The following is a 25,615-nucleotide window of genomic DNA, read 5'->3' as shown; positions in this document are numbered from 1 at the left end:
CGGCGCGAGTACACGGCGCTGCGCGCCGAGGTCGCGGCGATCGACGTCGTCCGGCTCGCCGGGAATCTGAAGGAACATCGCGCCCGATCTGAGGCGGCCGTCGAACGCGCGCGTGCGCTGAGGCATCCCGTGGTCCTGGCCGAACTCCTGGATCAGCTCGCTTCGGCCGCGAGCAACGCCGATGAACCGGAGGAAGCGCTACGCCTACGCAGAGAGGTGATCGCCGCCGCCGCCGCGGCCCCGCGACGATCGCATCGCGGCCCGTGCGTGGACCGAGATCGTCGCCGGCTTGGCCACGGATCTGGCGCGGCCGGACGAGGCCGAGTCACTGATCCTGGCGGCCGAGGCTGCTGTCGCCCGCGCCGGGAGCCCCGTGATCTACCAGGCCGACCTGATCTCGAGCAGGGCGGCGATCGCGACGTCTCGAGGGGACCAGGCCGCGGCCTTGACGCTCTACGAGGAGGAGATCGGGCTGCTCGAGACCTCCGGCGCGCGAACGCCTGGCGCGGCCGAATGGAATCGCTTGTTCATGGCCGTCGGCGAGCGGGCGCAACTCCTGTCGGAGATGCGTCGATCGACGGATGCGATCCCGGCGTTCGAGGACACGATTTCGCTCGTCGTTCGGAAGTACGGGCCGGCGCACCCCTTCCTGGTGTCCTACTACATCAACGCATCTCAGGCGTATTTCAACGCCGGAGACCATTCCAAGGCGATCGAGCGCGCACAGCAAGCTGCCGCGATCGCTGAGGCACGGATGGCAGCGTCACCACTACTTGCGTTGCCCGTCTACAATGTCGCGACGCTACTGGTCGAGGAACAACGCTTCGCGCAGGCGCTGCCGTACCTCGAGCGCACGCTCGCGTTGGCGCGTGCGAGCCCCCGTCCGGATCATTCCTTCATCGCCGACATCATGGGCGACCAGGGCGTCGCGCTGGTTGGGCTCGGTCGGCGTGAGGAAGGTCGTGCCTTGATCGTGGAATCGTTGGCGATGTACGAGAAGAATGCACGCCCGCATCAACTGGGGCCTGACCCTGCAGGCGCTCGGCGATGTGGAGGCGGCGGCGAAACGGTGGCCCGAAGCCATCACCGCGTACGCGCGCGCGCGCACGATGCTGGAAGAGGTGATGGGCAAGAAGGCGGCCTTCGTGGTCGCTGCGCGGCTTGGGCCAGCGGTCGTCCACGCTCGTTGGGGGCACTGGCAGCGCACGCTGGCGATCACGTCCGCGGTGCTGGCCGACCCGTTCGACGAAGAGGCGGCCAGTACCATCCCCCAGGTGCATTTCTGGCACGGCGCGGCGCTGGTCGAACTCGGCCGCGATCGCCGTGCTGGCCTCGCTGAGGCCAGCGCTGCTCGGGGGGAGCTGGCGGAGGGCGACACGATCAAACCCTCGGCGCTGGCCGAGATCGACGCCTGGCTCTTCGCGCACGGCGTGGCCGTCGTGTCCGTTGAGGCGACACGACGCGACGCTGCGCAAGACCCGACAAGTCAGGAGTAGCCATGGCCGTAGACCCATACGACGACACCCGGACCTCGACCGACGGCAAAGGCGGCGATGCGAGCGCGCGCCTGAGCGCCGGCGCGATGATCGGCCGCTACGAGGTGCGCGGCGTGCTGGGGGCGGGCGGGATGGGGGTGGTGTATCGCGCGTTCGACCCAGAGCTGGGGCGCGAGCTGGCGATCAAGGTGGTGACGCCGGGGACCACCAGCGGCAAGGCGCAGGACCGGCTGCTCGACGAGGCGCGGGCGATGGCGAAGCTGCGGCACGCGCACATCGTGCCGGTGTTCGACGTCGGGTCGACGGCGGCGGGGGTGTACATCGTGATGCCGCTCTACAGCGGGGGACGCTGCACGACTGGCTGCACGGGCAGAAGCGGCCGTGGCGCGAGGTGGTCGACCGGTTCGTGGCGGCGGGGCAGGGGCTGGTGGCCGCGCACGCGGCCGGGTTGATCCATCGGGACTTCAAGCCCAAGAACGTGTTCCTGGGCGACGCGGGCGAGCCGCTGGTCGGAGACTTCGGCCTGGCGGCGCCGACCGCGTCGCTGCCCGGCGACACGACCTCATCGGGGACCGCGACCACGTCGACGATCGCCGGGACGCCGGCGTACATGGCACCGGAGCAAGCGCAGGGCGCGGTGCTCGACGCGCGGGCGGATCAGTACGCGTACTGCATCTCGTTCTGGGAGGGCCTGTGCGGACAGCGGCCGACCGAGGCCGAGACCCGGACCGAGGGCCCGCTGGCGTTCGCCCGACCGCTGCTCGATGGGCGCGAGCGCGGGGCGCCCGCGTGGCTGCTCACGGCCGTGGCGCGCGGGTTCGCGGCGATGCCCGAGCGTCGCTGGCCGTCGATCGACGCGCTCCTGACCCACATCGCGCGGCGGCGGCGGCGACGCACGCGGGTGGCGATCGGCGGCGGGGCGACGTTGGCACTCGCGGCGACGGCGGCCCTGTTCGCTGACCCAGCGCGGCCAGGCGGCGGCGCCGGATCCGTGCGCCCGCCGACCGCGCGGGTTGCGGAGATCTGGAACCCAGCGCGGCGAAGCCAGCTGGTCGCGACGCAGGTGGGCGAGGATCCGGAGCAGGGCGCGGCCATCGGCGCGCGGGTGTCTGACGCGTTCGATCGGCTCGGCGAGGCCTGGAGCGCCGGGCACGTCAGGGCGTGTCGCGCGACCCGGGTGGAGGGGCGCCAGTCGGATGAGCTGCTCGATCGCCGGATCGCATGCCTGGATCAGGCCTACGGCGGGTTCGCGGAGAGCGTGCGGGCGTTCGCGGCGGTGACGAGCCCGGCTGTCCTCGACGCGACGATCAAGGTGCTCGATGGGCTTCCCGACGTTGCGGCCTGCGCCGACACGTCGAAGTACGCCGACCAGCCTCCGCCTCCGACGGATCCGGACGCCCGCGCGCGGTACCGGCGCTGCGCGCCGAGGTCGCGGCGATCGACGTCGTCCGGATCGCCGGGAATCTGAAGGAACACCGCGCCCGATCTGAGGCGGCGGTCGAACGTGCGCGTGCGCTGAGGCATCCCGTGGTCCTGGCCGAACTCCTGGATCAGCTCGCTTCGGCCGCGAGCAACGCCGATGAACCGGAGGAAGCGCTACGCCTACGCAGAGAGGTGATCACGACCGCGGCCGCGGCCCGCGACGATCGCATCGCGGCCCGTGCGTGGACCGAGATCGTCGCCGGCTTGGCCACGGATCTGGCGCGGCCGGACGAGGCCGAGTCACTGATCCTGGCGGCCGAGGCTGCTGTCGCCCGCGCCGGGAGCCCCGTCAGCTACCAGGCCGACCTGATCTCGAGCAGGGCGGCGATCGCGACGTCTCGAGGGGACCAGGCCGCGGCCTTGACGCTCTACGAGGAGGAGATCGCGCTGCTCGAGACCTCCGGCGCGCGAACGCCTGGCGCGGCCGAATGGAATCGCTTGTTCATGGCCGTCGGCGCTCGGGCGCAACTCCTCCGTCGGAGATGCGTCGATCGACGGATGCGATCCCGGCGTTCGAGGACACGATTTCGCTCGTCGTTCGGAAGTACGGGCCGGCGCACCCCTTCCTGGTGTCCTACTACGGCAACGCATCTCAGGCGTATTACAACGCGGGCGATCATGGCGCTGCGATCGATCGGATGCGGCGCGCCCTGGAGATCGCCGAGGCGCGGACGCCGCAGTCTTCGTTGCTCGCGCAGGTGCTCGCGGGGCTCGGCAACATGCTCGGGGGAGACCAGCGCTTCGCAGAAGCGCTGCCCTACCTCGAGCGTGGGCTGGCCATCGCCCGCTCGACGATTCGCGCCAACCATCCGTTCATCGCGCAGGTGCTTGGCGATACGGGGACGGTCCTGATCGGTCTCGGCCGGCGCGAGGAGGGGCGCGCGCGCATCATGGAGGCGCTGTCGATTTTCGAAGCGAATGCCCGGCCCACCTTGAACTGGGGGGTGACCCTCTTCATGCTCGGCGACGCGGAGGCCGCCCTGAAGCGGTGGCCCGAGGCGATCGACGCATACGGCCGCGCTCGGGCGAGGCTCGAAGCGGTGGTGGGCAAGCAAGCGGCGTACGTGCTCATGGCGCGGCTCGGCCCCGCGGTCGTCCATGCCCGCCAGGGCCACTGGGCGCGAACGCTCGCGATCACCACCGAGCTGCTGGCCGCTCGATTCGACGAGGAGTCGGAGCGAACACTGTCACAAGTGCGCTTCTGGCACGGGGCGGCGTTGGCCGAGCTCGGCCGCGACAAGGCCGCGGGTCTGGCCGAAGCGGCCGCCGCCCGAGCGGCGCTCGCCGGCAGCGAATCGACGGACCCGGCGGTGCTGACCGAGATCGACACCTGGCTGACCGCACATGGTGTGACGGTCGTCGCGCCGCCCAAGCGACAGCCCGCCGACGCGAAGGCCGAGTGATAATGTCGCCTCGACTGCCCAGCGACCATCGTCCAGGCTCCCTTCACGGGCTCGAAGGCTGGCGACGCGGCCGTCAACGAGGCGGACAAGCGGCTGGCGAATCCGCATCGATGGCCAGCCGCGTCTCAGCACGAGCTTCGGATGGACGTAGGGCCGCGACGGACCGCTGGCGAACGGGCGTTGCGCCGTCGACCGAACTGCGACATTCTCACGACGCCATGCCGCTCTTCGACTTCGTCTGCGATACCTGCAAGCACGCATGGGAAGACATGCACCGCTCGGGCGAGCCGATCCCGGCGTGTCCGTCGTGCGGGTCGACCCAGACCGAGAAGCTCCTGACCATCGGCAGCGCGTACGTCCCGATCCAGCTCAAGCCGGGGACCTACGACCTGCCGCGCTTCAAGAAAGAGCGCAAGAAGACCTACAACTTCTAGGTCTCGACCGCATGGCGCGCCGCGTCGAGCGACGTGCGCGACTTTGCCAGCGCGACGAACCCGAAACACGCCGGCGGGGCTTGTGGTCGGTGCGGGGTTTCGCCACGATTCGCCTCGGCTGACGAGTCGCTCGAGGGAGCGCGACTCCGGAGCCGTGGCTGAGCTCCGCTTCGCGACCCAAGTCCGATGTCGAACACCACCCCGCAGCACCACGTCATCAAGGAAACCTCGGACACCCTGACCCGGCTGTTCCAGGACGAGTTCAAGCGCAACGGCTACAAGCGCGTCCACATCGTCGACGGCGCGCCCAAGCCCGACGCCATCGAGGGCAAGCTGCCCGCGGTCTCGGTGTACCTGTACCAGATCGCCCTCGATCCCCAGGGCGCCGAGAACACAGGGGTCCACGAGATCGTCGAGATCCAGCAGCCCGACGGTACCGTGAAGGAGTTCTCGCGCCGGCGCCGGACCTGGGTCCGCCTCGACTACCTGGCCTCGGCCTGGGCCCAGACCCCCGAGGACGAGCAGCTCCTGTGCGGGCTCTTGCTCCGCACGATCATCGACAACGCCGAGATCTCGAAGGACCGCCTCAAGGGTACGACCTTCGAGGAGAGCATGGCCGGCTACGAGTTCACGGGGCTGCCGCTGATCCTGAACACGCGCCTCGACGAGGGCACCCTGGCCCGGTTCTGGGGCAGCCTCAACCAGCCGATCCGCCCCGCGATCCAGTTCTGGACCGCGGTCCCGATCATCCCCGAGAAGATGGAAGAGTTCCAACGGGTGCGCTCGCGCTCGCTGGAGTACCGCAACGTCCACGACCCGCAGGTCAAGGAGCAGGGGCCCAGCCCCAACCCGTTCGCGCGCCGCCTCGATCTGGGTGGCCGCAAGGGTGGAGGCTCCTAGCCCCGCACATCCCAACGGTTCAACCGAGCGGTCCAAGGGCCCCAGGCGCGTCGAGAGGGTCTCGACTTATTGCCGGACGGGCTAACGGCAGACCGCCATCGGAAGAAAAACAGCAGGAGGACTTTCGAACATGGCGACCAGCTATCTCTCTCCAGGCGTGTACGTCGAAGAAGTCGATCGCGGCTCCAAGCCGATCGAGGCCGTGGGCACCAACACCGTCGGCTTCCTCGGCGAGTCGTCCAAGGGCCCGGTCAACGAGGCCGTGCTCATCACCAACTGGTCGCAGTTCGTGAAGACCTTCGGTGACTTCAAGGAGTGCTCGCAGTCGTTCGTCCACGGCGTCTACGGCTTCTTCAACAACGGCGGCTCGCGCTGCTTCGTGGTGAACGTCGGCGCGCCCGCCGACGCCGCCCCGTCCAAGACGGCGGCCAAGGACGACAAGGACGCCAAGACCGCGGCGCCCGCGGCGACCGGCGGCGGGGGCCGTGACGGCCTGTTCATCGGCAAGGACGGCGGCCCCGGCGCCCGCACCGGCCTGAAGTGCTTCGAGGAGATCGACGAGATCGCCATCGTCGCGGTGCCCGGCCAGACCTCGCCGGCGATCCAGGACGCGGTCCTGTCGCACTGCGAGACCCGCAAGGATCGCTTCGCGATCCTCGACTCGCCCGAGACCATCTCGGGCGGCGTCGACAAGCTGCCCAAGCCCCGCGACTCGAAGTACGGCGCCTACTACTTCCCCTGGATCCAGGTCTACGACCCGGAGCAGGGCAACGTGTTCGTGCCCCCGTCGGGCCACATCGCCGGCGTCTACTCGCGCGTCGACTCGGAGCGCGGCGTCCACAAGGCCCCGGCCAACGAGATCGTCCGCGGCGCCCTCGGCCTGAAGTACAACGTGTCCAAGGGCGAGCAGGACCTGCTCAACCCCAAGGGCATCAACGCGATCCGCTTCATGAACGGCGCGATCCGCATCTGGGGCGCCCGCACGCTGTCGACCGACCCGAGCTGGCGCTACATCAACGTCCGCCGCCTGTTCATCATGGTCGAGTCGTCGATCGAGCGCGCCACCCAGTGGGTGGTGTTCGAGCCCAACGACCACCGCCTGTGGAAGCGGGTCCAGCGGACCATCTCGTCGTTCCTGACCCTGATGTGGCGCACCGGCGCGCTCATGGGCACGGCCCCGGAGCAGGCGTTCTACGTCAAGTGCGACGCCGAGACCAACCCGCCCGAGGTCATCGACGCCGGCCAGCTGGTCTGCGAGATCGGCCTCGCCCCGGTCAAGCCCGCGGAATTCGTCATCTTCCGCATCGGCCAGATGGCCGCGGGCGGCGGCGTCGAGGAGTGATCTGATCCCCACGGGGGAGCGGGGAAGATTTCTTCCTCCTTCTCCGTACTAGTTCGCGATTCCAGGCATCACCGCTCTGAACACAGGGGGGGTGCCGGGAGTTCTCGGGCCGAATGCTCGGCGCGAGGCCTCTCGGCAGTTTCCGTGAGGTAGAGCCCAACCAACTCACGAGGATCTCATGGCGCTCAACAAAACGTTTCCCCCGGCAATTTCTACTGCATGGTCAACGGCCAGGCTGGTGGCTACCTCGAGTCCTTCACCCCGCCCAGCCTCGAGGTCGAGAAGATCTCGGCTTCGCTCGGTCCGGACCTCGTCCAGAAGTTCGCCGGCGGCCGGGTGAAGTTCGGCAAGTGCAAGCTCGTGACCAACATCTCCGAGGCCAACGCGCTCTGGGAGTTGATCGAGTAGGTCATGAAGAAGAACTGCCAGGAGTTCGAGTGCGTCTTCGGCATCGCCGACCAGAACTACAAGTCGATCCGTGAGATCGAGATGACCGAGTGCTTGATGGAATCCGTCTCGGCGAAGTCGCTCGACGCCAAGGACGGCAAGTCGATGCAGCAGATCACCTGCGAGTTCGCGGTCGGGGACGTCAAGTACGTCAACGGCAGCGGCTCGGTCATCAAGGGCAACCTGTCCAACAAGGCCAAGAGCTGGCAGACCTCGTACTGGGATGTCCTGGGGCTCTACAACATCCCCGCGGAGTCGATCACCAAGATCGATCTGCCCAAGCACACGGTGAAGATGGTCGAGGAGCACACTAGCATGCGCCGCCTCCCGACCAAGACCTCGGGCGCCTACACCTGTGAGGGCCTGAAGGTCTCGGGCAGCGCCGCCCACAACGGCTACGAGGCCGCGCGCGACCTGTGCATCAAGCTGATGTACGACGGCGTGCTGACCGAGAACGAGTTCCAGGACTGGTCGGTCAACGTCAAGGATCCGAGCCACAAGAAGGTCCTGGGCGAGATCCTGTTCATCCAGTCGGCTCCGTTCAAGTTCACGACCGGCGCCGAGGCCAAGGTCGGCGACGCGCCGCTGCAGTGGGAGATGGAGATGTTCTGCGAGCAGTCCTTCTGGAAGATCGCTGAGAAGGCCATGTAGTCACTGATCTCGGAGCGACTGTGATACTTTCGGCCCATCCCTCCGCGGGTGGGCCGTGTTCGTTTCGGGGGCGAGACACGGCCGCGAGCGCATGCCCCCAGTCCCTCATCCCTGTGGTTTTTCCCATGGCCATGCAGACCGAGTTCAAGTTCCGCCTGCCGCGCGGCTTCGTCGACGAGGACGGCAACGTGCAGCGCGACGGCGTCATGCGCCTCGCGACCGCGCGCGACGAGATCGTCCCGCTGCAGGACTACCGCGTCCAGTCCAACCGCGCCTACCTGGTGATCGTGCTGCTGTCGCGCGTCGTCACCAAGCTGGGCTCCCTCGATCGCATCAACGTCGACACGATCGAGAACCTGTTCTCGACGGACCTCGCGTACCTGCAGGAGTTCTACCGCAAGATCAACGAGGAGCAGGGGACGCCGAAGCACCACGTGACCTGCGCGAAGTGCGCCCACGAGTTCGACATCGACATGGCGACCGGCGCGCTGATCACCGAGGGAAGCGAGGGCCGGCCCCCGGGGTAGTCTGGGCGGCGGTCGCCACCTATCCCCGGGAGCAGCTCTACCAGGAGATCGCGTACATCGCGTACCATTTCCACTGGTCCATGGACGCCATCCTCGACATGGAACACGAGGAGCGCCACACCTGGCTCAAGGAGATCGCGCGGATCAACCGCGAGATCAACGAAGCCAGGCACCAGTAGCGAGCCCTCCCAGACCGTCGCCCACGTCACGTTCCGCTCGTCAGTCGTCTCTAGCTCGTAGCGCCACCGCGGTCGCCCGGTCGCCCTCGGGACCGCACCCGCATCGAGGAGCCCATGCGTTCTGCCGCCGACTTTCGTGCCCCAGGGGTCTACGCCACGTTCGCCGAGCCGGTTCGGCCCGACCTGGCGATCGCCGACACGCGCGTCACCGGGTTCACCGGCCTGACGCAGAAGGGCCCGCTCAACGAGCCGGTCCGCGTCGCCAACTGGGACGAGTTCCTGGAGGTCTACGGCTACACCGAGCAGTTCTACCTGTCGGACTCGGTGTTCGCCCACTTCCGGAACGGCGGCGGGCCGTGCTGGATCGTCCGCGCCGCCCACGCGGTGCCCCGCGATGGCACCCGCGACGCCACCCACGCCGACTGCGCGGCCCACATCCAGATCGACGACTGGAACAAGCCGTCGCTCAAGATCCGCGCGCTCAACGAGGGCGTGTGGGGCAACAACATCTGGGTCAAGTGCGAGCACACCGTCGGGGCCTCGACGCTGCTCACGCGTGACCTCGACGTCGGCGCCGGCGAGGCCCACGTCAAGTCGACCCGCGGCTTCGAGGTCGGGGCCCTGGTCCGGCTCTTCGACCGCGAGAACTCCGACTACGTCGTGCTCACCGAGATCGGCGACCGCCTCATCCGCTGGGGCAACGAGACGCCGGTCAACCGGCGCCACCGCGCCGCCGCGCCGACCCACCTCGAGGTGCTCGAGTTCGACCTGCACGTCACGCTCAAGGACCGCAAGGAGGTCTTCCGGCACCTGCAGATGTCGCCGCTGTCGCGGCACTACGCGCCGCGCGCGGTCGAGCAGAGCTCGCGCATCGTGCGGCTCGAGGATCTGTTCACGCGGTCGCCGGTGCCTCACAACCTGCCCGAGCCGCTGCCGCTGACCCGCCTGGGCGGCGGCAACGACGGCACCGAGGCGCTCACGCCCGAGGACATGGTCGGGATCGACATGGGCCCCGAGGAGCGCCGCGGCATGCTGGCGCTGGCCGCCCTCGACGAGGTCGCGATCATGGCGTGCCCCGACGCGATGGTGTTCTACCAGCGCGAGCCCGGGCCCGCCGGCGAGCTCAAGGCCCAGCGCATCCAGGATCAGATGGTGATCCTGTGCGAGAACCTGAAGGACCGGTTCGCGGTGCTCGACATCCCGCACCCGCTACCCAAGCAGGTGCCCCCGTCGCAGATCGTCGAGTGGGCGCGGACCTGGCGCCGGCGCACCGACTCGTCGTACTGCGCGTACTACTGGCCCTGGGTCAAGGGGGTCAACCACGCCGGCACCTCGCGGGCGCTGCCGCCGTCGGGCTACCTGACCGGCGTGCTCGGCCAGCGCGACTCGTCCCAGGGCGTCCACGTGGCCGCGGCCAACGTGGAGCTGGCGGGCGCGGAGGACCTGTCGATCCGGGTGTCCGAGGATGACGTCGGCCTGCTCAACCACGATGCTGTCAATACGTTCAGGATCCAGCGCGGGGTGCGACCCTGGGGTGCACGCACTGCGTCATCGGACCCGGACTGGCGCTACGTGACCGTCCGACGCCTGTTCATCATGCTCCGACGCAGCCTAGAGTCCGGATTTGCTTGGATTACGTTCGAGCCGAACGACCACAAGACCTGGGAGTTCATCGAGCGCACCGTCCGGCTGTTCCTCGGGGATCTGTTCAAGCGTGGGATGTTCGCAGGAGGGAAGGAGGACGAGGCCTTCTTCGTAAAATGCGATGGAGAGACGAACTCCCAGGACCACATCGACGCCGGCCGGTTGATCTGCGACATCGGCGTCGCGCCCATCTCGCCGACCGAGTTCATCATGGTTTCGCTCGTCCAGGACATGAACAGCCCCGCAGGCGGCTGAGCGCGCGAAGGAGACACAGATGACCACCAACAGCCCCCCCCGCCGTGACCCCTGGCTCGCGTTCTGCTTCAAGGTGACGATCACCGAAGCCAACCTCGACGCCGCGACGGGTCTGTTCAAGAGCGTCAGCGGCCTCGAGATCGAGTCCGAGGTGGTCGACTTCAAGGAGGGCGGCGAGAACGAGCGCACCCACAAGCTGGTCGGCGGCACGAAGTTCAAGAACATCGTGCTCAAGCGCGGGTTCTCGGGCAAGGAGTTCACCGACTGGCGCAAGAACTGGGAGAAGAGCAAGCAGCGCGTCTCCGGCACCATCGAGCAGCTCGACACCAAGGGCGGGACGATGGCCAAGTGGCAGTTCACGGGCGGCTGGCCGTGCAAGTGGAGCATGTCCGAGTTCGACGCCTCGAAGAGCGAGGTCTCGATCGAGACGATCGAGATCGCCCACCAGGGCATCACGCGCGTTTCCTGATCCGCAGCCTGTACACGGAGAATCCGCATGACCGAGACCCGCGCTCTCACCGCCGCCCTGTCGGGCCCCGTCTTCGACGGGGCCGCGTCGCGCTCGGCGCTGCACACGAGCGAGCGGCACGCGGAGCGCTGGGCGCCCGAGGGCGACAGCGCCCGGCGGGCCAGCGGCATGCGGTCGTTGGCGTTCGCCGACCGCGTCGCCTCGCCGTGGATGCAGGCGTCGAGCGGGCCGCGCATGTCGCACCTGTTCGGGGCGTACGCAGGCACGGCCAGCGAGCGCTCGGCCCCGCACGTATCGTGGCTGTTCCCGCGGCCGTGGTTCCAGGACGAGCTCGACTGGATGGCGGCCGCGCGGCAGGGGCTCGAGGCCACGCCGCGGCGCGGCGCGATGACCACGCGCGGGACGTTCGTCACCCCGACCGGTGAGTCCGGCTGGGCCGGGATCGCGATGCCGGTCCTGTCGGCCGACGCCATGGCGGCGGTCGCGCCGTCGATGAGCGGCGGGGATCCTGCGGTGGGCCTCCGGGCGTGGTCGCCGATGGTGGACTTCGCGACGGCGTCCGCCGCCGAGGTCATGGCCGGCGCGATGCAGTCGGTCACCAGCGCCGGGCTGCCGGGGATCGCCGAGCGCTCGCCGATCTGGTCGGGGCTGTCGATGGTGACGCCGCGCGGGCTGGCGTCGGGCGAGGCGTTCTCGCCGTCCGCCGCCGCGGCCGCGCGCTCGAGCTTCATGGCGCCGGCGATGGGCGTCGCCCCGACCGCCGTCGAGGCCGCGCGCCAGTCGATCGCGCGCATCGAGTCGCGCGTCGATGATCTGCGCGCGCCGGTCGCGGATGGGTCCCCCGCCGGGGCCCCGGCCACGTTCACCGCGACCGCGGCCAGCGCGGACGCGCCTCGCGCGGACGCGAGCTCCCCGGCGAGCTCCTCGTCGGAGTCGTTCGCCTCGACCGACGCGTCGTCGCAGTCCACGGGCGCGTCGTCGCTGTCCACGAGCGCGTCGTCGCTGTCCACGAGCGAGGAGCGCCTCGCGGGCGCGGCGCATTCGTCGCCGGCCGCGTCGAGCGCGCTGCGCACCGTCGAGCTGCTCCTCGGCGCCCTCGCGGCCCGACAGGACCAGCGCGCGACGTCGTCGGCCGCCGCTGCCACCACGGCTCCCTCGGTGGGCGCGCCGTCGGTCGCCAGCGCCGATGGCGTGAGCTCCTCGACCGAGTCCTCGGCCTCGCCGGGCGCCGCCGCGGCGACCTTCGCGTCGAGCGCGAACTTCGCGCCGATCGCTGGTCCCCGGGTGGCGATGCCGGCTGGCCTCGGCGGCCTGGTGCAGTCGCTCGCCGCCGTCCAGTCGGTGGCGCGGCCGATGGCGCAGGTTCGAGACGGCGGCGCCGACGCGGCGCTGGCGTCGCCGCGCGACCCGGCCCATGGCTTCGTCCCGGGCGCTTCGTCGCCTGGCGCCACGGGCGCCACCGCGATGACGCCGCCTTCGTTCACGCCGGTGTGGGCGTCGCCGTCGGTCGGCGCGCTCGCGTCGGTGGCGGCCTCGCCCGCGCGCGCCATCGACCACCTGTCGTGGAGCGATCGCTGGCTCGCGCGGTTCTCCGGCGCCTCGCCGCTGGCGATGTCGGCGTTCGAGAGCGCCACCGAGTTCGGCGCCCCGACGCTGCGGCAGCTCGCCGTCGGCTCGCCCGAGGTGGTCTACGTCCACCCGCAGCTCGCGTCGTCGTCGATCGCGGCGACGGTCCAGCGCGCTCAGGTCGCGCACGCCACGCAGTTCGCGCCGCTCGCCGATCGTGCGCCGTCCATGGCGCCGGTGGCGCCGTCGACGCGGCCTGACGGTCGCCCCGCGCCGCTGCGCATCGACGACGGCGAGGCCGTGCCCGACGCGATCTTCGCCGCGATCGCCGCGGCGGGCGCGACGCCCACGCGCCGCGATGTCGCGACGCCCGCTGGCGCTCGCGCCGCCGAGGTCCGCGCCGCCGAGGTCCGCGCCGCCGAGGCGCGCGCCGCCGAGCTGGGCACGACCGCCGCGGCCGCGCAGGCGGCGGCGAGCTTCGCGTCGCCGTCGGTGTCCGCGCCGGTCGACATGCTGCTGTCCGCTGGGCGGCGTGCGTCGGTGGCCGATCTGGTCGCCGTGTCGGCGCCGAGCGCGCCCGACGCCGGCCTGGCGCCGGGGCTCGCCTCGTCGCCGATGGCGCCCGCGCTGGCCGCGGTGCTGCCGCTGCCGTCCGCCCCCATCTTCGATCCGCGCGCGCTCCAGGGCGGCGGGCTCGCGGGGGCCTACCTCGGCGGCCTGGTGGCCCGGTCGGCCGCGCCCGTCGGCGTCCTCGCGACGGCGCCCAGCCTCGCGGCGCTGTCGCGAGCCGGCGCCGAGGCGCCGACCTCCGCCGCCATGTCGTCGTGGACCCTGCGCGATCTCGCGCTCGCGCCCCAGGCGCTCCGGCTCGCTGGCGCTGCGCCGTCGACCCCGTTCGTCACCTCCCTCGAGCCCCGCGGTCGCGCCCGGCACGAGGTCGCGGCTCAGGCTGCGATCGCTGGTTCGCCGGCCCGCGCCGCTGCGCCGCTCGACCCGCCGCTCTCCCCAGCGCCGCTCGGCTCGGCGACCCTCGACCCGGCGACGCTCGCGGCGCTGCCTGCGGACGTGGTCGCGGCGATCGCCGCCGGCGCGAGCCCCGCGGCCGCGCTGGCTGCGTTCACGGCGGCGTCGGCCCCTGGCACGTCGTCGGCGGAGGTCGCTGCCTCGGCCGGTTCGGCGTCGTCCCCGCGCGTGCTCGAGGCCGAGCTGGTCGCGCTGCGCTCGGCGATGCTGGCCGCCCCGACGTCGTCGTCGGTGCCGCTCGCCAGCGCGGCGCACGCGCCGCTCATCTCGGGCAGCGTCGCGGTCCCGGCCCACGGGCCCAGCCAGCTCGCGACCCTCGGCGGCGTGGCCACCGGCATCCCGGCGCCGTTCGCGACCGCCCAGGCGCGCAGCTCGGCGGCGACCTTCGCCGACGGCGCGCCGTACACCTACGCGGCCGGCGCCGCTGCCGGCGCTGCGCCGCACGGCGCGTCGATCGCGTCGGCGGGTGGTCGGCCGGGCAGCCTGGCCGAGGCCGCCCTCGCGTGGTCGGTCAACGAAGAGCGCACCGCCGCCAACCTGGCGTTCGACTTCGTCACGCCCGAGCTGATCCTGGCCGCGAAGGTCTACGGCCTGTCGGCCGGCGCCGCGGCCGAGGCCATGCGCCTCGCCTCCGCGGGGCCGACGTCGATGGCGGCGATGGCGACGCACCTCGATCTCACGCTCCTGCGCGCGTTCCAGGCCGCCCCCGCGGCCACGCGCGCGGGCGCCGCTGGCACCGCGCGCGCCCAGCGCTCCGTCGGTCAGGAACCGGGTGCGCCGGCTCCCGGGACGCCCGGGCCCTTCGTCACCGGCGCGGCGCCGTCGCCGGCTACCAGCCCCGAACTCCAGTCGGCGGCTGCGATGACGCCCGATGTCGCCGCCGTCGCGTCGCCGACGGCCGTCGCTCAGGGCACGGCCGCGGAACGCGCCGCGGCGGATCGCGCCGCCGCGCTCGATCCCTGGACCGCCGCCATGGCGCCGTTCGGTGCGGCGATGCCTGCGGGGCCCTCGCGCCTCCCGCGTGGCGCGTTCCTGTGGCCGCCCGGCGCGATCGCCGCCCTCGGGCTGCGGGCGTTGTCGCCCGACGGCGCCGCTGGCCTCCCCGTCGTCGCGCTCGAGCTGCTGGCCGCGCAGGCCGTGGCCGAGCTCGGCACCTGGGTCACCGCGTTCCCCGGCGCCGCGCGGGGCGCGGATCGCGACGACGACGCGGCCCTGCCGATGGCGGGCGGTCGCGCCGGCGCGATGACCAACGTCCTCCAGGGGCCGCTCGGCGCCGCGAGCTTCGTCACCCAGGCCGGCAGCCCGGTCGGCGTTCCGACCGGGGACGCCGGGCGCGTCGACCCCGCGCGGGTCGCTGATGACGCCGTCGAGGCGTCGGCCGCCATGGCCGTGCCCGCCTCGATCCGTCAGCGCTTCGAGTCGGTCTACATCGCGCTGGCGCGGTCGGCCGAGGGGCAGTCGCTGTCGCCGGCCGCGCGCGCCGCGCGCGCGATGTCGCTGTTCGCAGGCTCGAGCGCGGGGCTGTCGACGCGCGAGGCCGCCGCGGCCACGTGGTCGATGCTGCCCGACGTCTATCGCGGTGACCTCGACCTGGTCTCGCCGGTCGCCGGGCGCGACGCCGGGAGCGACGTCTTCGCCGCCGACGCGCGGCCCGGGCTGGCCGGCCTGGCGGCGCGCGCCGGGGAGGCGCTCGGCTCGTTCGTGTCCCCGTCGATGGCCGAGGTCCGGGCGGTGGGGCGCCACGGCGACGCGCCGGCCGCGCCCGAGTCCGCCGCGGCGGCCCGCGGCGCCGCGGCCGCGCCGGTCTACGTCGACACCGCCGCGGCCCCAGCGGCGCGGCCGGCCCCTGGCTTCGCCGGCGTTCGTCCCGGTCGCACGTTCACCCAGTACGGCGGCGGTGAGCCCGAGATCCCGGGGTGGTTCGAGTCGGCCGCCCAGAAGATGTTCAGCAGCGGCGGGGACGATCGCGGGGGCATGAGCCTCGCGCAGATGGTGCTCGTCACGGCGATGCCGCAGCAGCAGGTCGCGGCCGCCACCCGGGGTGCTTCGTCGAGCGGCGGCAGCGCCGCGCCCGGCGGGGCCGGCGGCAAGCAAGGTGCGGTCGACAAGCCCGACGTCGACAAGCTCGCCCTCGAGGTCTTCCACGAAGTGATGCACCTCCTCGACATCGCTCGCCAGCGCAGCGGAGATTCCCAATGAGCCAAACACTCCAGAAGCTCTCGATCATCGGTCTCGACCTCGGGGGCGTGGTCAAGGCCCAGTACAACCCCAAGGAACTTGGGATCGACAAGTCGGTGCCCTGGCAGAAGTCGCCGACCTCGTCGGGTGATCAGCCGGAGCTGCAGTTCACCTCGGCCGAGGGCCGCTCGATGTCCTTCGAGCTGTTCTTCGACGAGTTCGAGACCGGCGGCAACGTCCACACCAAGTACGTCGAGCAGCTCCTCGACTTCGCCAAGGTCATGGAGCCCACGGGCGCTGAGGACCGGCGCCGCCCGACCCGGGTCAAGGTCATCTGGGGCGCGGGCCTGCCGGCGTTCGAGGGCGTGATCGAGTCGGTGTCGACCAAGTACACGATGTTCCTCCCCAACGGGGTGCCGTGCCGGTGCACCTGCTCGGTCAAGTTCAAGGAGGCGTCGCGCGCGACCGCACCCAAGAAGAAGGCCGCCGGCGGCACGAGCGCGGGTGGTACCGGGGGCGCGACGTGACCAACACGTCGAACGCCGTCAACTTCGAGGTCTCGATCAGCGGCACCAAGCTCGAGGCGACCGACGTGATGACCATCACCGTCGACGACGACCTCTGGCAGCCCAGCATGTGCCTGGTGACGCTGAAGAACCCGACCAACAAGTTCAACGAGAAGTTCAAGCCGGGCGACACGATCGAGGTGAAGATCGGCGGCGGCACGCGCCGGAGCGACGACGGGTCAGGCGACGGCGGGCCGGCGACGATCTTCAAGGGCGAGGTCGTCGGCGTCGAGGCCAGCTACAAGCAGGGCGGCGAGCCCAAGCTCTCGGTCCGCGGCTTCAACAAGCTCCACCGGCTGCTGCGCGGCCGCAAGTCCAAGACGTACCAGGACCAGTCCGATCAGGACATCGCCAGCGCGATCGCCGGCCAGCACGGACTGTCGGCCCAGTGCGGCTCGACGCCGAAGATCACGCACAAGCACGTCTACCAGCACAACCAGACCGACCTCGAGTTCCTGCGGGTGCGCGCGGCGCGCCTGGGCTTCGCGATCTGGGTCGAAGACACGAAGATGTTCTTCGACGCGCCCAAGCTCGACGCCGACTCGGGGCTCGAGTTCGCCCACGAGCAACAGCCCAAGTCGGGCGAGGGCGACAAGCTCAAGTCGTTCCACGGCCGGCTGTCGAACGCCCAGGTGGTCAAGAAGGTCACCGTGCGCGGCTGGGACCCGGAGAAGAAGGAGGAGATCGTCGGCGAGGAGAGCGCCGCCAGCTCGCCGCTCGGGAGCAAGAACGCGGCGTCGTCGCTGAGCGACTTCGGCGAGGTGGTCACCTTCTGCGTCGACTACCCGATCGCGTCGGTCGAGGAGGCCAAGGCCATCGCCAAGGCCAAGCTCAAGGAGGCGTCGCTGAGTTACCTGACGGCCGAGGCGGTGTGCATGGGCAACAACAAGGTCAAGGCCGGCATCGTCGTCAAGATCAAGGTCAACGCGGACAAGGCCGACGATCGGTTCAACGGCAAGTACCTGGTCAACGGCGTCACCCATCGCTACAGCGCCGACAACAAGGGCAGCGAGGGCGGCTACGAGAGCATCATGCGGCTGGCGCGCGACGCGGAGAAGGGCAGCTAGCCATGCGCGCCGGCCTCGATCGCGCCTGGGCGAGCGACATGACCCTGACCGGGGTCTACTTCGGCATCGTCTGTCAGAACAAGGACGACGAGCTCAAGCTCGGGCGCATCAAGGTCCGCTTCCCCTGGCTCGATCACGGCGATCAAGATCAGGCCCACTGGGCCCAGATCGCGACGCCGATGTGCGGCAACAAGTTCGGCTGGTGGATGATCCCCGACGTCGACGACGTCGTCGCGGTGATGTTCGTCGCCGGCGACGTCCGCCAGCCGGTCGTGCTCGGCGGCATCTGGAGCAAGACCGACACGCCGCCCGAGCCGGTCACCGACGGCAAGAACGAGTTCCGCGGCTACAAGAGCCGGTGCGGCCACCGGATGCTGCTCGACGACAGCGACAAGCCCAAGGTCACGTTCCGCGACAAGACCGACGCGCTGCAGCTGTCGGTCGGCAACTTCGCCAAGGGCGGCGGCGGCCCCAACGGCCACGACATGCCCAAGCCTCAGGGGGCGGGCGACAAGGGCGTCGCGGCCGGCTCGATGACCGGCAACCTGAAGATCTTGTGTCCCTCGGGCAAGCTGACCATCGAGGGGATCAACGTCGAGATCTCGGCCGACGACAAGCTCGACATCAACTCGGCCACGACCCTGGATCTGAAGGGCGCGTCCGTCACGTCTGCCTCGTCGGGCGCCAGCAAGTACGAAGGCGCGACCGTCAACATCGGATGAGCGTGCGACCGTGATCAAGCCCGACCGACCCTCCAACGCTGCCGAGCGCGCCGACAAGCTTCGGGGCGTCTACCTCGCCGTCGTCGTCGACAACAAGGACGACGGCCAGCCGTTCCGGGTCAAGGTCAAGTACCCGTGGCTGCCCGGCGACGAGAAGACCTACTGGGCGCGGATCGCGGTGCCGATGGCGGGCCCCGATCGGGGCACGTACTTCCTGCCCGAGAAGGACGACCAGGTCCTGATCGTGTTCGAGCACGGCGACGTCGAGCGGCCGATCGTGATCGGCTCGCTGTGGAACAAGAACGAGCCCCCGCCCGAGACCAACGCCAACGGCAAGAACGAGGTCAAGGTCATCAAGTCGAAGTCGGGGCACCGGATCATCTTCGACGACACCGAGGGTGCCGAGAAGGTCACGGTGGTCGACTCGACCAAGAAGAACAAGGTCGTCCTCGACACCAAGGAGAAGACGGTCTCGATCGAGTCGTCCAAGGACATCACGATCAAGTCCTCGTCGGGGAACATCGTCATCCACGGCAAGAACGTCAAGATGACGTCCAAGACCGGCGGGATCAAAGCCGAGGCCACGGGCGTGATGACGGTCGCGACCAGCGGCGCGATCAACATGAAGGCCGACGCGACGATGACGATCGGCTCGAAGGTCACGATGCAGATGGCCGGCGCCTCGGCGAAGGGCGGCCTCGGCGGCTCGGCGGGGTCGGGTCAGAGCGGCAACCAGGCCAAGGATCAGGTCAAGAGCCAGGGCGGTGGCGGTGGCGGCGGCGGTTCGGGCGGCGCCGGCGGCAGCGGCGGTTCGGGCGGCGCCGGCGGCAGCGGCGGTTCGGGCGGCGCCGGCGGCAGCGGCGGCGCGGGCAGCGGCGGCGCGGGCGGCAGCCCCGAGAGCGGCGGGGCTAGCAGCGGCTCGGGCGCTGCCACGTCAGGCACGCCTGGTCAGCGCAGCGACGCGAGCGAGAGCGCTGGGGCGCCCTCGGCTGGCACCGCGGGACCGACGGACGCCAGCACGGCGCAGCCGGCGTCGGCTGGCTCTCCGGCTGGCCGCGATCAGGCCGCGCAGAATCCCTCGGGCCCTGGCTCGACCCCGTCGAGCCAGGCCGCAGATCCGTCGCAGCCGATGGGCGCATCGGGTAGCGGTTCGGCATCGGCTGGCGGCAGCGCTGGCGGTTCGGCATCGGCTGGCGGCTGGCGGTTCGGCATCGGCTGGCGCTGGCGGTTCGGCATCGGCTGGCGGTAGCGCTGGCGGTTCGGCATCGGCAGGCGGTAGCGCTGGCGGTTCGGCATCGGCTGGCGGTAGCGCCGCTGGCGGCGCGAGCGGCGGTGCCGGCGGTTCGGCATCTGCTGGCGGTAGCGCCGCGGGTGGCGCGAGCGGCGGTGCCGGCGGTTCGGCATCTGCTGGCGGTAGCGCCGCGGGTGGCGCGAGCGGCGGTGCCGGCGGTTCGGCATCTGCTGGTGGTAGCGCCGCGGGTGGCGCGAGCGGCGGTGCCGGCGGTTCGGCATCTGCTGGCGGTAGCGCCGCGGGTGGCGCGAGCGGCGGTGCCGGCGGTTCGGCATCTGCTGGCGGTAGCGCCGCGGGTGGCGCGAGCGGCGGTGCCGGCGGTTCGGCATCGGCTGGCGGTAGCGCAGCCGGCGGCGCGAGCGGCGGTGCCGGCGGTTCGGCATCTGCTGGTGGTAGCGCGAGCGGCGGTGCCGGCGGTTCGGCATCCGCTGGCGGTAGCGCAGCGGGTGGCGCGAGCGGCGGTGCCGGCGGTTCTGCTGGCGGTAGCGCAGCGGGTGGCGCGAGCGGCGGTGCCGGCGGTTCGGCATCTGCTGGCGGTAGCGCAGCCGGCGGCGCGAGCGGCGGTGCCGGCGGTTCGGCTGGCGGTAGCGCGAGCGGTGGTGCCGGCGGTTCGGCATCTGCTGGCGGGAGCGCAGCGGGTGGCGCGAGCGGCGGTGCCGGCGGTAGCGCAGCCGGTGGCGCGAGCGGCGGTGCCGGCGGTTCGGCTGGCGGTAGCGCGAGCGGCGGTGCCGGCGGTTCGGCTGGCGGTAGCGCGAGCGGTGGTGCCGGCGGTTCGGCATCGGCTGGCGGTAGCGCAGCAGGTGGCGCGAGCGGCGGTGCCGGCGGTAGCGCAGCCGGTGGCGCGAGCGGCGGTGCCGGCGGTTCGGCATCGGCTGGCGGTAGCGCTTCTGGCGGAGCGGCCGGCGGCGCGAGCGGTGGCGCGAGCGGCGGAGCGGCCGGTGGCGCGAGCGGCGGAGCGGCCGGTGGCGCGAGCGGCGGTGCGGCCGGCGGCGCGAGCGGCGGTGCGGCCGGTGGCGCGAGCGCCTCGACGAGCAGCGGCGGCGCGGCGACGACGGCCGGTGGCAGCGCGTCGCCCGCGACGTCGGGCGCGGGCGCTTCGGCTGGCGGTAGCGCAGGCGCATCGACCTCGAATACTCCTGCGGCCGGCGCCCCAGCCTCGGGTCGCGAGCCCGGCAAGGGCGAGACCTCGGTGTCGGGGAGCATGGGCGCGTCGTCGGGCGCCTCGGGCGCGGGCTCCGCGGGCGCGGGCGGCGCGGGCTCCGCGGGCGCCAGCAGCGGCTCGTCGATCGACACCAGCCAGGCCCAGGCCGCGGCCTCGGGTGATGTGTCCGGGGCCGCCGGCGGCGGCACCGCTGGGCGCGTCGCTAGTGGCGACGCCAGCGTGGCGTCGTCGACGGTCGACGGTGCTCCAGACGCGACCGCCGCGCAGAACGCGCGCACGACCGCCGAGGCCACGGGCCGCGGCGCGACGGGCATCGACGACGCCGCCGCGACACGCGACGCCGCGACCGGCCGGGTCCAGTCCGAGACCGACAGCGCCGAGGGGGCCGCCCGGTCGGCCACTGACGTCCAGGGGCACGCCGAGGCGCAGGCCGCCCCGATGACGTCCGCGGCGGCGGATACCGAGGCCAGCGTCCGCGCGCAGGCCAAGCCGGTCGACGACGCTCAGGCGCGCGTCGACGACGGCCGTGCCCGCGTCGAGGGCGGCAAGGCCGAGGTCAACGCCGGCGTCTCGGCGGCGGAGGGCGCGCAGGCGCGGCCGGCCGCGACCGGCGCGGCGGTGGTCGCCGACTCGAACGAGTCCACGCGCGGCATCCGGAGCCAGCAGGACGCGACCGATCGGGCGACCGACGCCGCGGTCGAGCGGGCTGGCGGCGCGACCGACGTCCAGGGCACGGTCGACGCCGAGGTCAGCGTCACCGATCCGACGGCGCTCGGCGACGACATCAAGCCCAGCTGACGCGCGCCCCACGCGTTCGCTCGGCCGCCGCCGCCCGGGGGCTGGTGCTGCTGCGATCGCGCATGACGCGGCGCGCAAACCCGTCACGGGTGTGGCGGGGGCGTGGCAGCGCCGTTGCCATGTTCTTCCGCCTGGTTCCGACCGCAAAAGACCGGCGCATGCGTTGACCGTGCGCGCCGCCACTACATAGGATGTGTCTCGCGATCGGAGCTGTTCGGATCGTGAAAGGAACCCCGGTGGACGAGGAAGACCTGATCCTGTGGCAGGACGTGCTCGACATGATCGTGGCTGGGCGCCCGAACGATCTGTCGTGCCCGTACTGCCACCACCGCCCGCTCCTGGTCGAGGAGATCGACTTCACGACCAAGATCTCGTGCAGCAAGTGCGGCAAGTACTTGCAGGGCCGCTTCGCGCCCCAGTAGCTCCGAATCCTCCTCGAGCCGGCCGCGCGGGGGACGCAAGGCCACGCTCGCTCACCAACCAAACATGGCCGGGGCCTGGCCTCGCTGAGGGAACCTGATGTCCGACGATCGCTCGTTTCTCGGGAAGGGGTGGCGCTTTCCGGTCGCCATCAACTTGACCGGCGGCATCGCGTCGTCGTCGCTCGACGAGAACGTCCGCGAGTCGATCTTCATCATCCTCGGCACCGCGCCCGGCGAGCGCGTGCAGCGCAAGGACTTCGGCTGCCGCATCCACGACCTGATGTTCGAGCCGAACAACTACGTCACCTCGGCGCGCGCCGAGTACTTCTGCGAGGAAGCCCTCTACAAGTACGAGCCGCGCATCGAGGAGCTGACCGTCAAGGCCGAGCCCAACGCGGCCGAGCCCAACCGGCTCGACATCCGAATCAACTACCTGATCATCGGGCAGACCCACGCCAAGAACCTGGTCTACCCGTTCTATCTGCGGAAGCCCGACGAGGCGAAGCCATGATCCCGCGTGGTGTTGCCGTCGGCCCGTCGAACCCCTGCGAGCGCGTCCCATGATCCCAAGCCCCAAGCTCGACGACCGCAAGTTCAAGGACATCGTCGATGAGGCGGTGAGCCTCATCCCGCGCTACGCGCCCGAGTGGACCAACCACAACGCCGCCGATCCGGGCATCACGCTCATCGAGCTGGCGGCGTGGATGACCGATCTGCTCATCCATCGCCTGAACCAGGTCCCCGAGAAGAACTACGTCGCGTTCTTGAACCTGCTCGGCATCAAGCTGCGCGCGCCGCGCGCGGCCAAGGCGCTGCTCCAGTTCAAGCTCACCGACGGCACGGCGCTGCAGCGCGTGCCGGTGGCGACGCAGGTCTCGACCCCGCAGGCGGGCGACGACTCGACCGTCACGTTCGAGACCGCCAGCGACGTCGTGATCACGTCGGTCGCGCTCGACCGGTGCTTCTCGTACTTCGACGACACCTACGCCGACAACACCCGCTACGTCGATCAAGCCGGCGACGGCTCGTTCGAGGTGTTCGCCGGCGCGCAGCGGATCGACCGCTACCTGTACCTGTCCGATCCGCGGTTCGCGGGAGTCGGCGAGTCGGCGGTGTTGCGGGTGTACCTGGGCTGCCCCGAGCGCGGCGGCCGCGACCTCGCGCGCATGCTCGAGTGGCAGTACTGGAACGGCGAGCGCTGGAAGGAGATGACCCAGGCGCCGATCGAGGTCGATCGCGGCGAGGTCGCGTTCTTCGGGCCGCTGGCGTTCGTCCCCGTCCCGGTCAACGACGTCGAGGGGCTGTGGATCCGCGGCCGCCTGGCCGAGGTCCCCGAGGACCCGGGCGAGACCGAGGTCGACACGATCCGGACCCGGGTCGAGGTGTCGGGGGAGGGCGTGCTGCCCGAGAAGGCCTTCGCCAACCTCGACAACGGCGCGTTCATCCCGCTCGATCTCGGCAAGAACACCTTCCCGTTCGGCAAGGAGCCCAAGCCCGACTGCGTCCTGTACCTGGGCTGCGACGAGCTGGTCCAGACCCCCGACGCGTACATCTCGGTCGATCTGCAGCTCGCCGATCAAGGCGCCTTCCCGCGGCCCAACCCCAGCGATCAGCTGGTCCTGGCCTGGGAGTTCTGGGACGGCAAGCGCTGGCGCTTCCTGGGCCGCTCGAGCCCGCGCGGCATCCTGCCCGGCGCCGGCGACGAGTACGGCTACCACGACGACACCCGCGCGTTGTCGCAGTCGGGCACCGTCAGCTTCCGGCGCCCGAAGGACATGGACTTCGCCGAGGTGAACGGCGAGCTCAAGCGCTGGATCCGGTGTCGCATCGAGAAGGGCGACTTCGGGCAGGCGCCCGAGTACGCGCTCGAGGGCGACAAGTGGATCACCAAGGACGAGCGCCCGCTGCGGCCGCCGGCCCTGCGCGGGATGACGCTCAAGTACCGCGAGGACTATCGCGACGTGAAGTTCGCGATGACCTACAACGACTTCGCGTTCGCCGACGTCACCGAGGTCGCCCGCACCGAGTACACGATCTTCCAGCCGTTCACGCCCAAGAGCGACGAGTCGCCGGCGCTGTACCTCGGCTTCGCCGACAAGCTGCCCAACGAGCTGGTCGGGCTGTACTTCCAGATGGACGAGGAGCTCGGCCTCGGCTCGCTGCCCTCGGACGAGGCCGACGTCGTCACGCCCGAGCTCACGCAGTACGAGACGATGAAGAAGCTGCAGTGGGAGTCGGAGCAGCGGGTGGTCTGGGAGTACTTCGGCGCCAAGAACTGGGAGCCGCTGCCGGTCACCGACGACACCTCGAGCTTCACCGGCTCGGGCTTCGTGCAGTTCATCGCCCCCGACAACTTGAACAAGATGCTCAAGTTCACCGAGGAGCGGTACTGGATCCGGGCGCGCCTCGAGATGGGCGGGTACGTCAAGTTCCCCCGCATCCGCCGCATCCTCTCGAACGTGGTCGAGGCCTACCACCACCAGACCGTCAAGGACGAGATCCTGGGCAACGGCGACGGCAGCCCGCTGCAGCAGTTCAAGCTGCTCCACGGCCCGGTGCTCGAGGGCGAGGTCGTCGAGGTCCGCGAGCGCCAGGTCCCGAAGGAGGAGGACCTCGCCGACCTCGGCCCGAACCCGACCCGCAAGGTCGAGCCTGACAACCCCGACTCGAACGAGGTCTGGGTGCGGTGGAAGCGCGTCGACAGCTTCTTCGAGTCGCGCCCGACCAGCCGCCACTACACGCTCGACTACCTGACCGGCACGATCGGGTTCGGCGACGGCCGCCGCGGCCAGGCCCCGCCCGAGGGCCGCAACGGCGTCGTCGTCCGCTCGTACCTGATCGGCGGCGGCGCGGCCGGCAACGTCAACGCTGGCACCGTGACCTCGCTGGTGCGCGCGCTGTCGTACATCGACACCGTCACCAACCCGATGCCCGCGTCCGGCGGCGCCGACCGCGAGACCGTCGAGGAGGCCAAGACCCGGGCCCCGTACACGATCAAGAGCCGCGACCGCGCGGTGACCGCCGAGGACTTCGAGATGCTGGCGCTGCGCGCGTCGACGTCGCTGGCCCGCGCCAAGTGCGTGCCCGATCGCTCGAACCGCGGCGAGATCACGCTGGTGCTGATCCCGAAGGCCGAGACCCGCGGCGGCGACATGACCAGCCGGCTGCTGCCCTCGCACGAGATCATGCGCTACATCAAGCGCTACCTCGACGAGCGGCGCCTGGTCGGCACCGTCGTCAACGTGATCAAGCCCAACTACAAGGACCTGTCGCTGAAGATCACGCTCCTGCGGCGCACGGTCGGGACCTCCGATCGCCTGCGGCGCGAGATCGAGATCAAGGTCCGGAAGTTCCTGCACCCGCTGATGGGCGGGAAGCAGGGCACCGGCTGGGAGTTCGGGCGGCCGATCCTCAAGAGCGATCTGGTGCACCACATCGAGGAGATCCCCGGCGTCGATGGCGTCGACTCGATCGACATGCGCGACGAGCTGAAGGACGTGACCGTCGAGCACATGCGGATCGACGACGATGAGCTCCCGTTCCTGATCAACGTCCACATCGCGGAGAAGGTCCGCGACGACATCCGTTAGC

Annotated in this window: 20 protein-coding genes; all 20 read left to right on the top strand. The window is 70.9% G+C overall.

Annotated elements, in window-relative coordinates; translation table 11 throughout:
- The first annotated feature begins 289 nt into the window (after positions 1–289).
- The 20 genes from IPL61_01870 (at position 290) to IPL61_01775 (ending at position 25,614) form a co-directional block, all read left to right on the top strand.
- The gene (locus tag IPL61_01870; GenBank protein MBK9030081.1) at positions 290–1,339 is read left to right on the top strand and encodes a tetratricopeptide repeat protein; all 1,050 of its coding nucleotides are present in this window, start codon (positions 290–292) and stop codon (positions 1,337–1,339) included.
- A 107-nt stretch (positions 1,340–1,446) separates the two neighbouring features.
- The gene (locus IPL61_01865) at positions 1,447–2,964 is read left to right on the top strand and encodes a protein kinase (protein ID MBK9030080.1); all 1,518 of its coding nucleotides are present in this window, start codon (positions 1,447–1,449) and stop codon (positions 2,962–2,964) included.
- A gap of 496 nt (positions 2,965–3,460) precedes the next feature.
- The gene (locus tag IPL61_01860; GenBank protein ID MBK9030079.1) at positions 3,461–4,381 is read left to right on the top strand and encodes a tetratricopeptide repeat protein; all 921 of its coding nucleotides are present in this window, start codon (positions 3,461–3,463) and stop codon (positions 4,379–4,381) included.
- Positions 4,382–4,599: 218 nt separating this feature from the next.
- On the top strand, positions 4,600–4,815 hold the full coding sequence (locus tag IPL61_01855; GenBank protein ID MBK9030078.1) for a zinc ribbon domain-containing protein: 216 nt from the start codon (positions 4,600–4,602) through the stop codon (positions 4,813–4,815).
- A gap of 186 nt (positions 4,816–5,001) precedes the next feature.
- Positions 5,002–5,715 (top strand): DUF4255 domain-containing protein, encoded by a 714-nt coding sequence (locus IPL61_01850; GenBank protein ID MBK9030077.1) that lies wholly within the window; start codon positions 5,002–5,004, stop codon positions 5,713–5,715.
- 130 nt (positions 5,716–5,845) lie between these two features.
- On the top strand, positions 5,846–7,057 hold the full coding sequence (locus IPL61_01845; protein MBK9030076.1) for a phage tail sheath family protein: 1,212 nt from the start codon (positions 5,846–5,848) through the stop codon (positions 7,055–7,057).
- A 219-nt stretch (positions 7,058–7,276) separates the two neighbouring features.
- Positions 7,277–7,465: a hypothetical protein gene (locus tag IPL61_01840; GenBank protein ID MBK9030075.1), complete on the top strand. Its 189-nt coding sequence runs from the start codon at positions 7,277–7,279 to the stop codon at positions 7,463–7,465.
- Between the two features lie 3 nt (positions 7,466–7,468).
- Entirely contained in the window at positions 7,469–8,155 is a 687-nt protein-coding gene (locus tag IPL61_01835; protein ID MBK9030074.1) for a hypothetical protein, read from the top strand.
- Positions 8,156–8,280: 125 nt separating this feature from the next.
- The gene (locus IPL61_01830) at positions 8,281–8,682 is read left to right on the top strand and encodes a phage tail assembly protein (GenBank protein MBK9030073.1); all 402 of its coding nucleotides are present in this window, start codon (positions 8,281–8,283) and stop codon (positions 8,680–8,682) included.
- 293 nt (positions 8,683–8,975) lie between these two features.
- Positions 8,976–10,760 (top strand): phage tail sheath family protein, encoded by a 1,785-nt coding sequence (locus IPL61_01825; protein ID MBK9030072.1) that lies wholly within the window; start codon positions 8,976–8,978, stop codon positions 10,758–10,760.
- Between the two features lie 19 nt (positions 10,761–10,779).
- Positions 10,780–11,229 carry a phage tail protein gene (locus IPL61_01820; protein ID MBK9030071.1) on the top strand — a complete coding sequence of 150 codons (450 nt, stop codon included), beginning with the start codon at positions 10,780–10,782 and terminating at the stop codon, positions 11,227–11,229.
- A gap of 27 nt (positions 11,230–11,256) precedes the next feature.
- The gene (locus tag IPL61_01815) at positions 11,257–16,017 is read left to right on the top strand and encodes a hypothetical protein (protein ID MBK9030070.1); all 4,761 of its coding nucleotides are present in this window, start codon (positions 11,257–11,259) and stop codon (positions 16,015–16,017) included.
- Entirely contained in the window at positions 16,014–16,523 is a 510-nt protein-coding gene (locus tag IPL61_01810) for a hypothetical protein (GenBank protein ID MBK9030069.1), read from the top strand. The genes IPL61_01815 and IPL61_01810 overlap by 4 nt, the downstream gene beginning before the upstream one ends.
- Entirely contained in the window at positions 16,520–17,629 is a 1,110-nt protein-coding gene (locus IPL61_01805) for a phage late control D family protein (protein MBK9030068.1), read from the top strand. The genes IPL61_01810 and IPL61_01805 overlap by 4 nt, the downstream gene beginning before the upstream one ends.
- A gap of 2 nt (positions 17,630–17,631) precedes the next feature.
- On the top strand, positions 17,632–18,351 hold the full coding sequence (locus IPL61_01800) for a hypothetical protein (protein ID MBK9030067.1): 720 nt from the start codon (positions 17,632–17,634) through the stop codon (positions 18,349–18,351).
- 10 nt (positions 18,352–18,361) lie between these two features.
- The gene (locus IPL61_01795) at positions 18,362–19,600 is read left to right on the top strand and encodes a hypothetical protein (GenBank protein MBK9030066.1); all 1,239 of its coding nucleotides are present in this window, start codon (positions 18,362–18,364) and stop codon (positions 19,598–19,600) included.
- 1,231 nt (positions 19,601–20,831) lie between these two features.
- Entirely contained in the window at positions 20,832–21,602 is a 771-nt protein-coding gene (locus IPL61_01790; GenBank protein MBK9030065.1) for a hypothetical protein, read from the top strand.
- A 236-nt stretch (positions 21,603–21,838) separates the two neighbouring features.
- Complete coding sequence (locus IPL61_01785) at positions 21,839–22,024, top strand: hypothetical protein (protein MBK9030064.1); 186 nt, start codon at positions 21,839–21,841, stop codon at positions 22,022–22,024.
- 97 nt (positions 22,025–22,121) lie between these two features.
- Positions 22,122–22,535, top strand: a complete 414-nt coding sequence (locus IPL61_01780) for a GPW/gp25 family protein (GenBank protein MBK9030063.1) — start codon at positions 22,122–22,124, stop codon at positions 22,533–22,535.
- 49 nt (positions 22,536–22,584) lie between these two features.
- Positions 22,585–25,614 carry a putative baseplate assembly protein gene (locus IPL61_01775; protein ID MBK9030062.1) on the top strand — a complete coding sequence of 1,010 codons (3,030 nt, stop codon included), beginning with the start codon at positions 22,585–22,587 and terminating at the stop codon, positions 25,612–25,614.
- Position 25,615: the final 1 nt, after the last annotated feature.

It is taken from the genome of Myxococcales bacterium (genome assembly GCA_016717005.1).
Lineage (GTDB): Bacteria > Myxococcota_A > Polyangia > Haliangiales > Haliangiaceae > UBA2376.
Note: the sequence above shows the minus strand (reverse complement) of the source record. Positions and strands in the feature narration are given on the sequence as shown.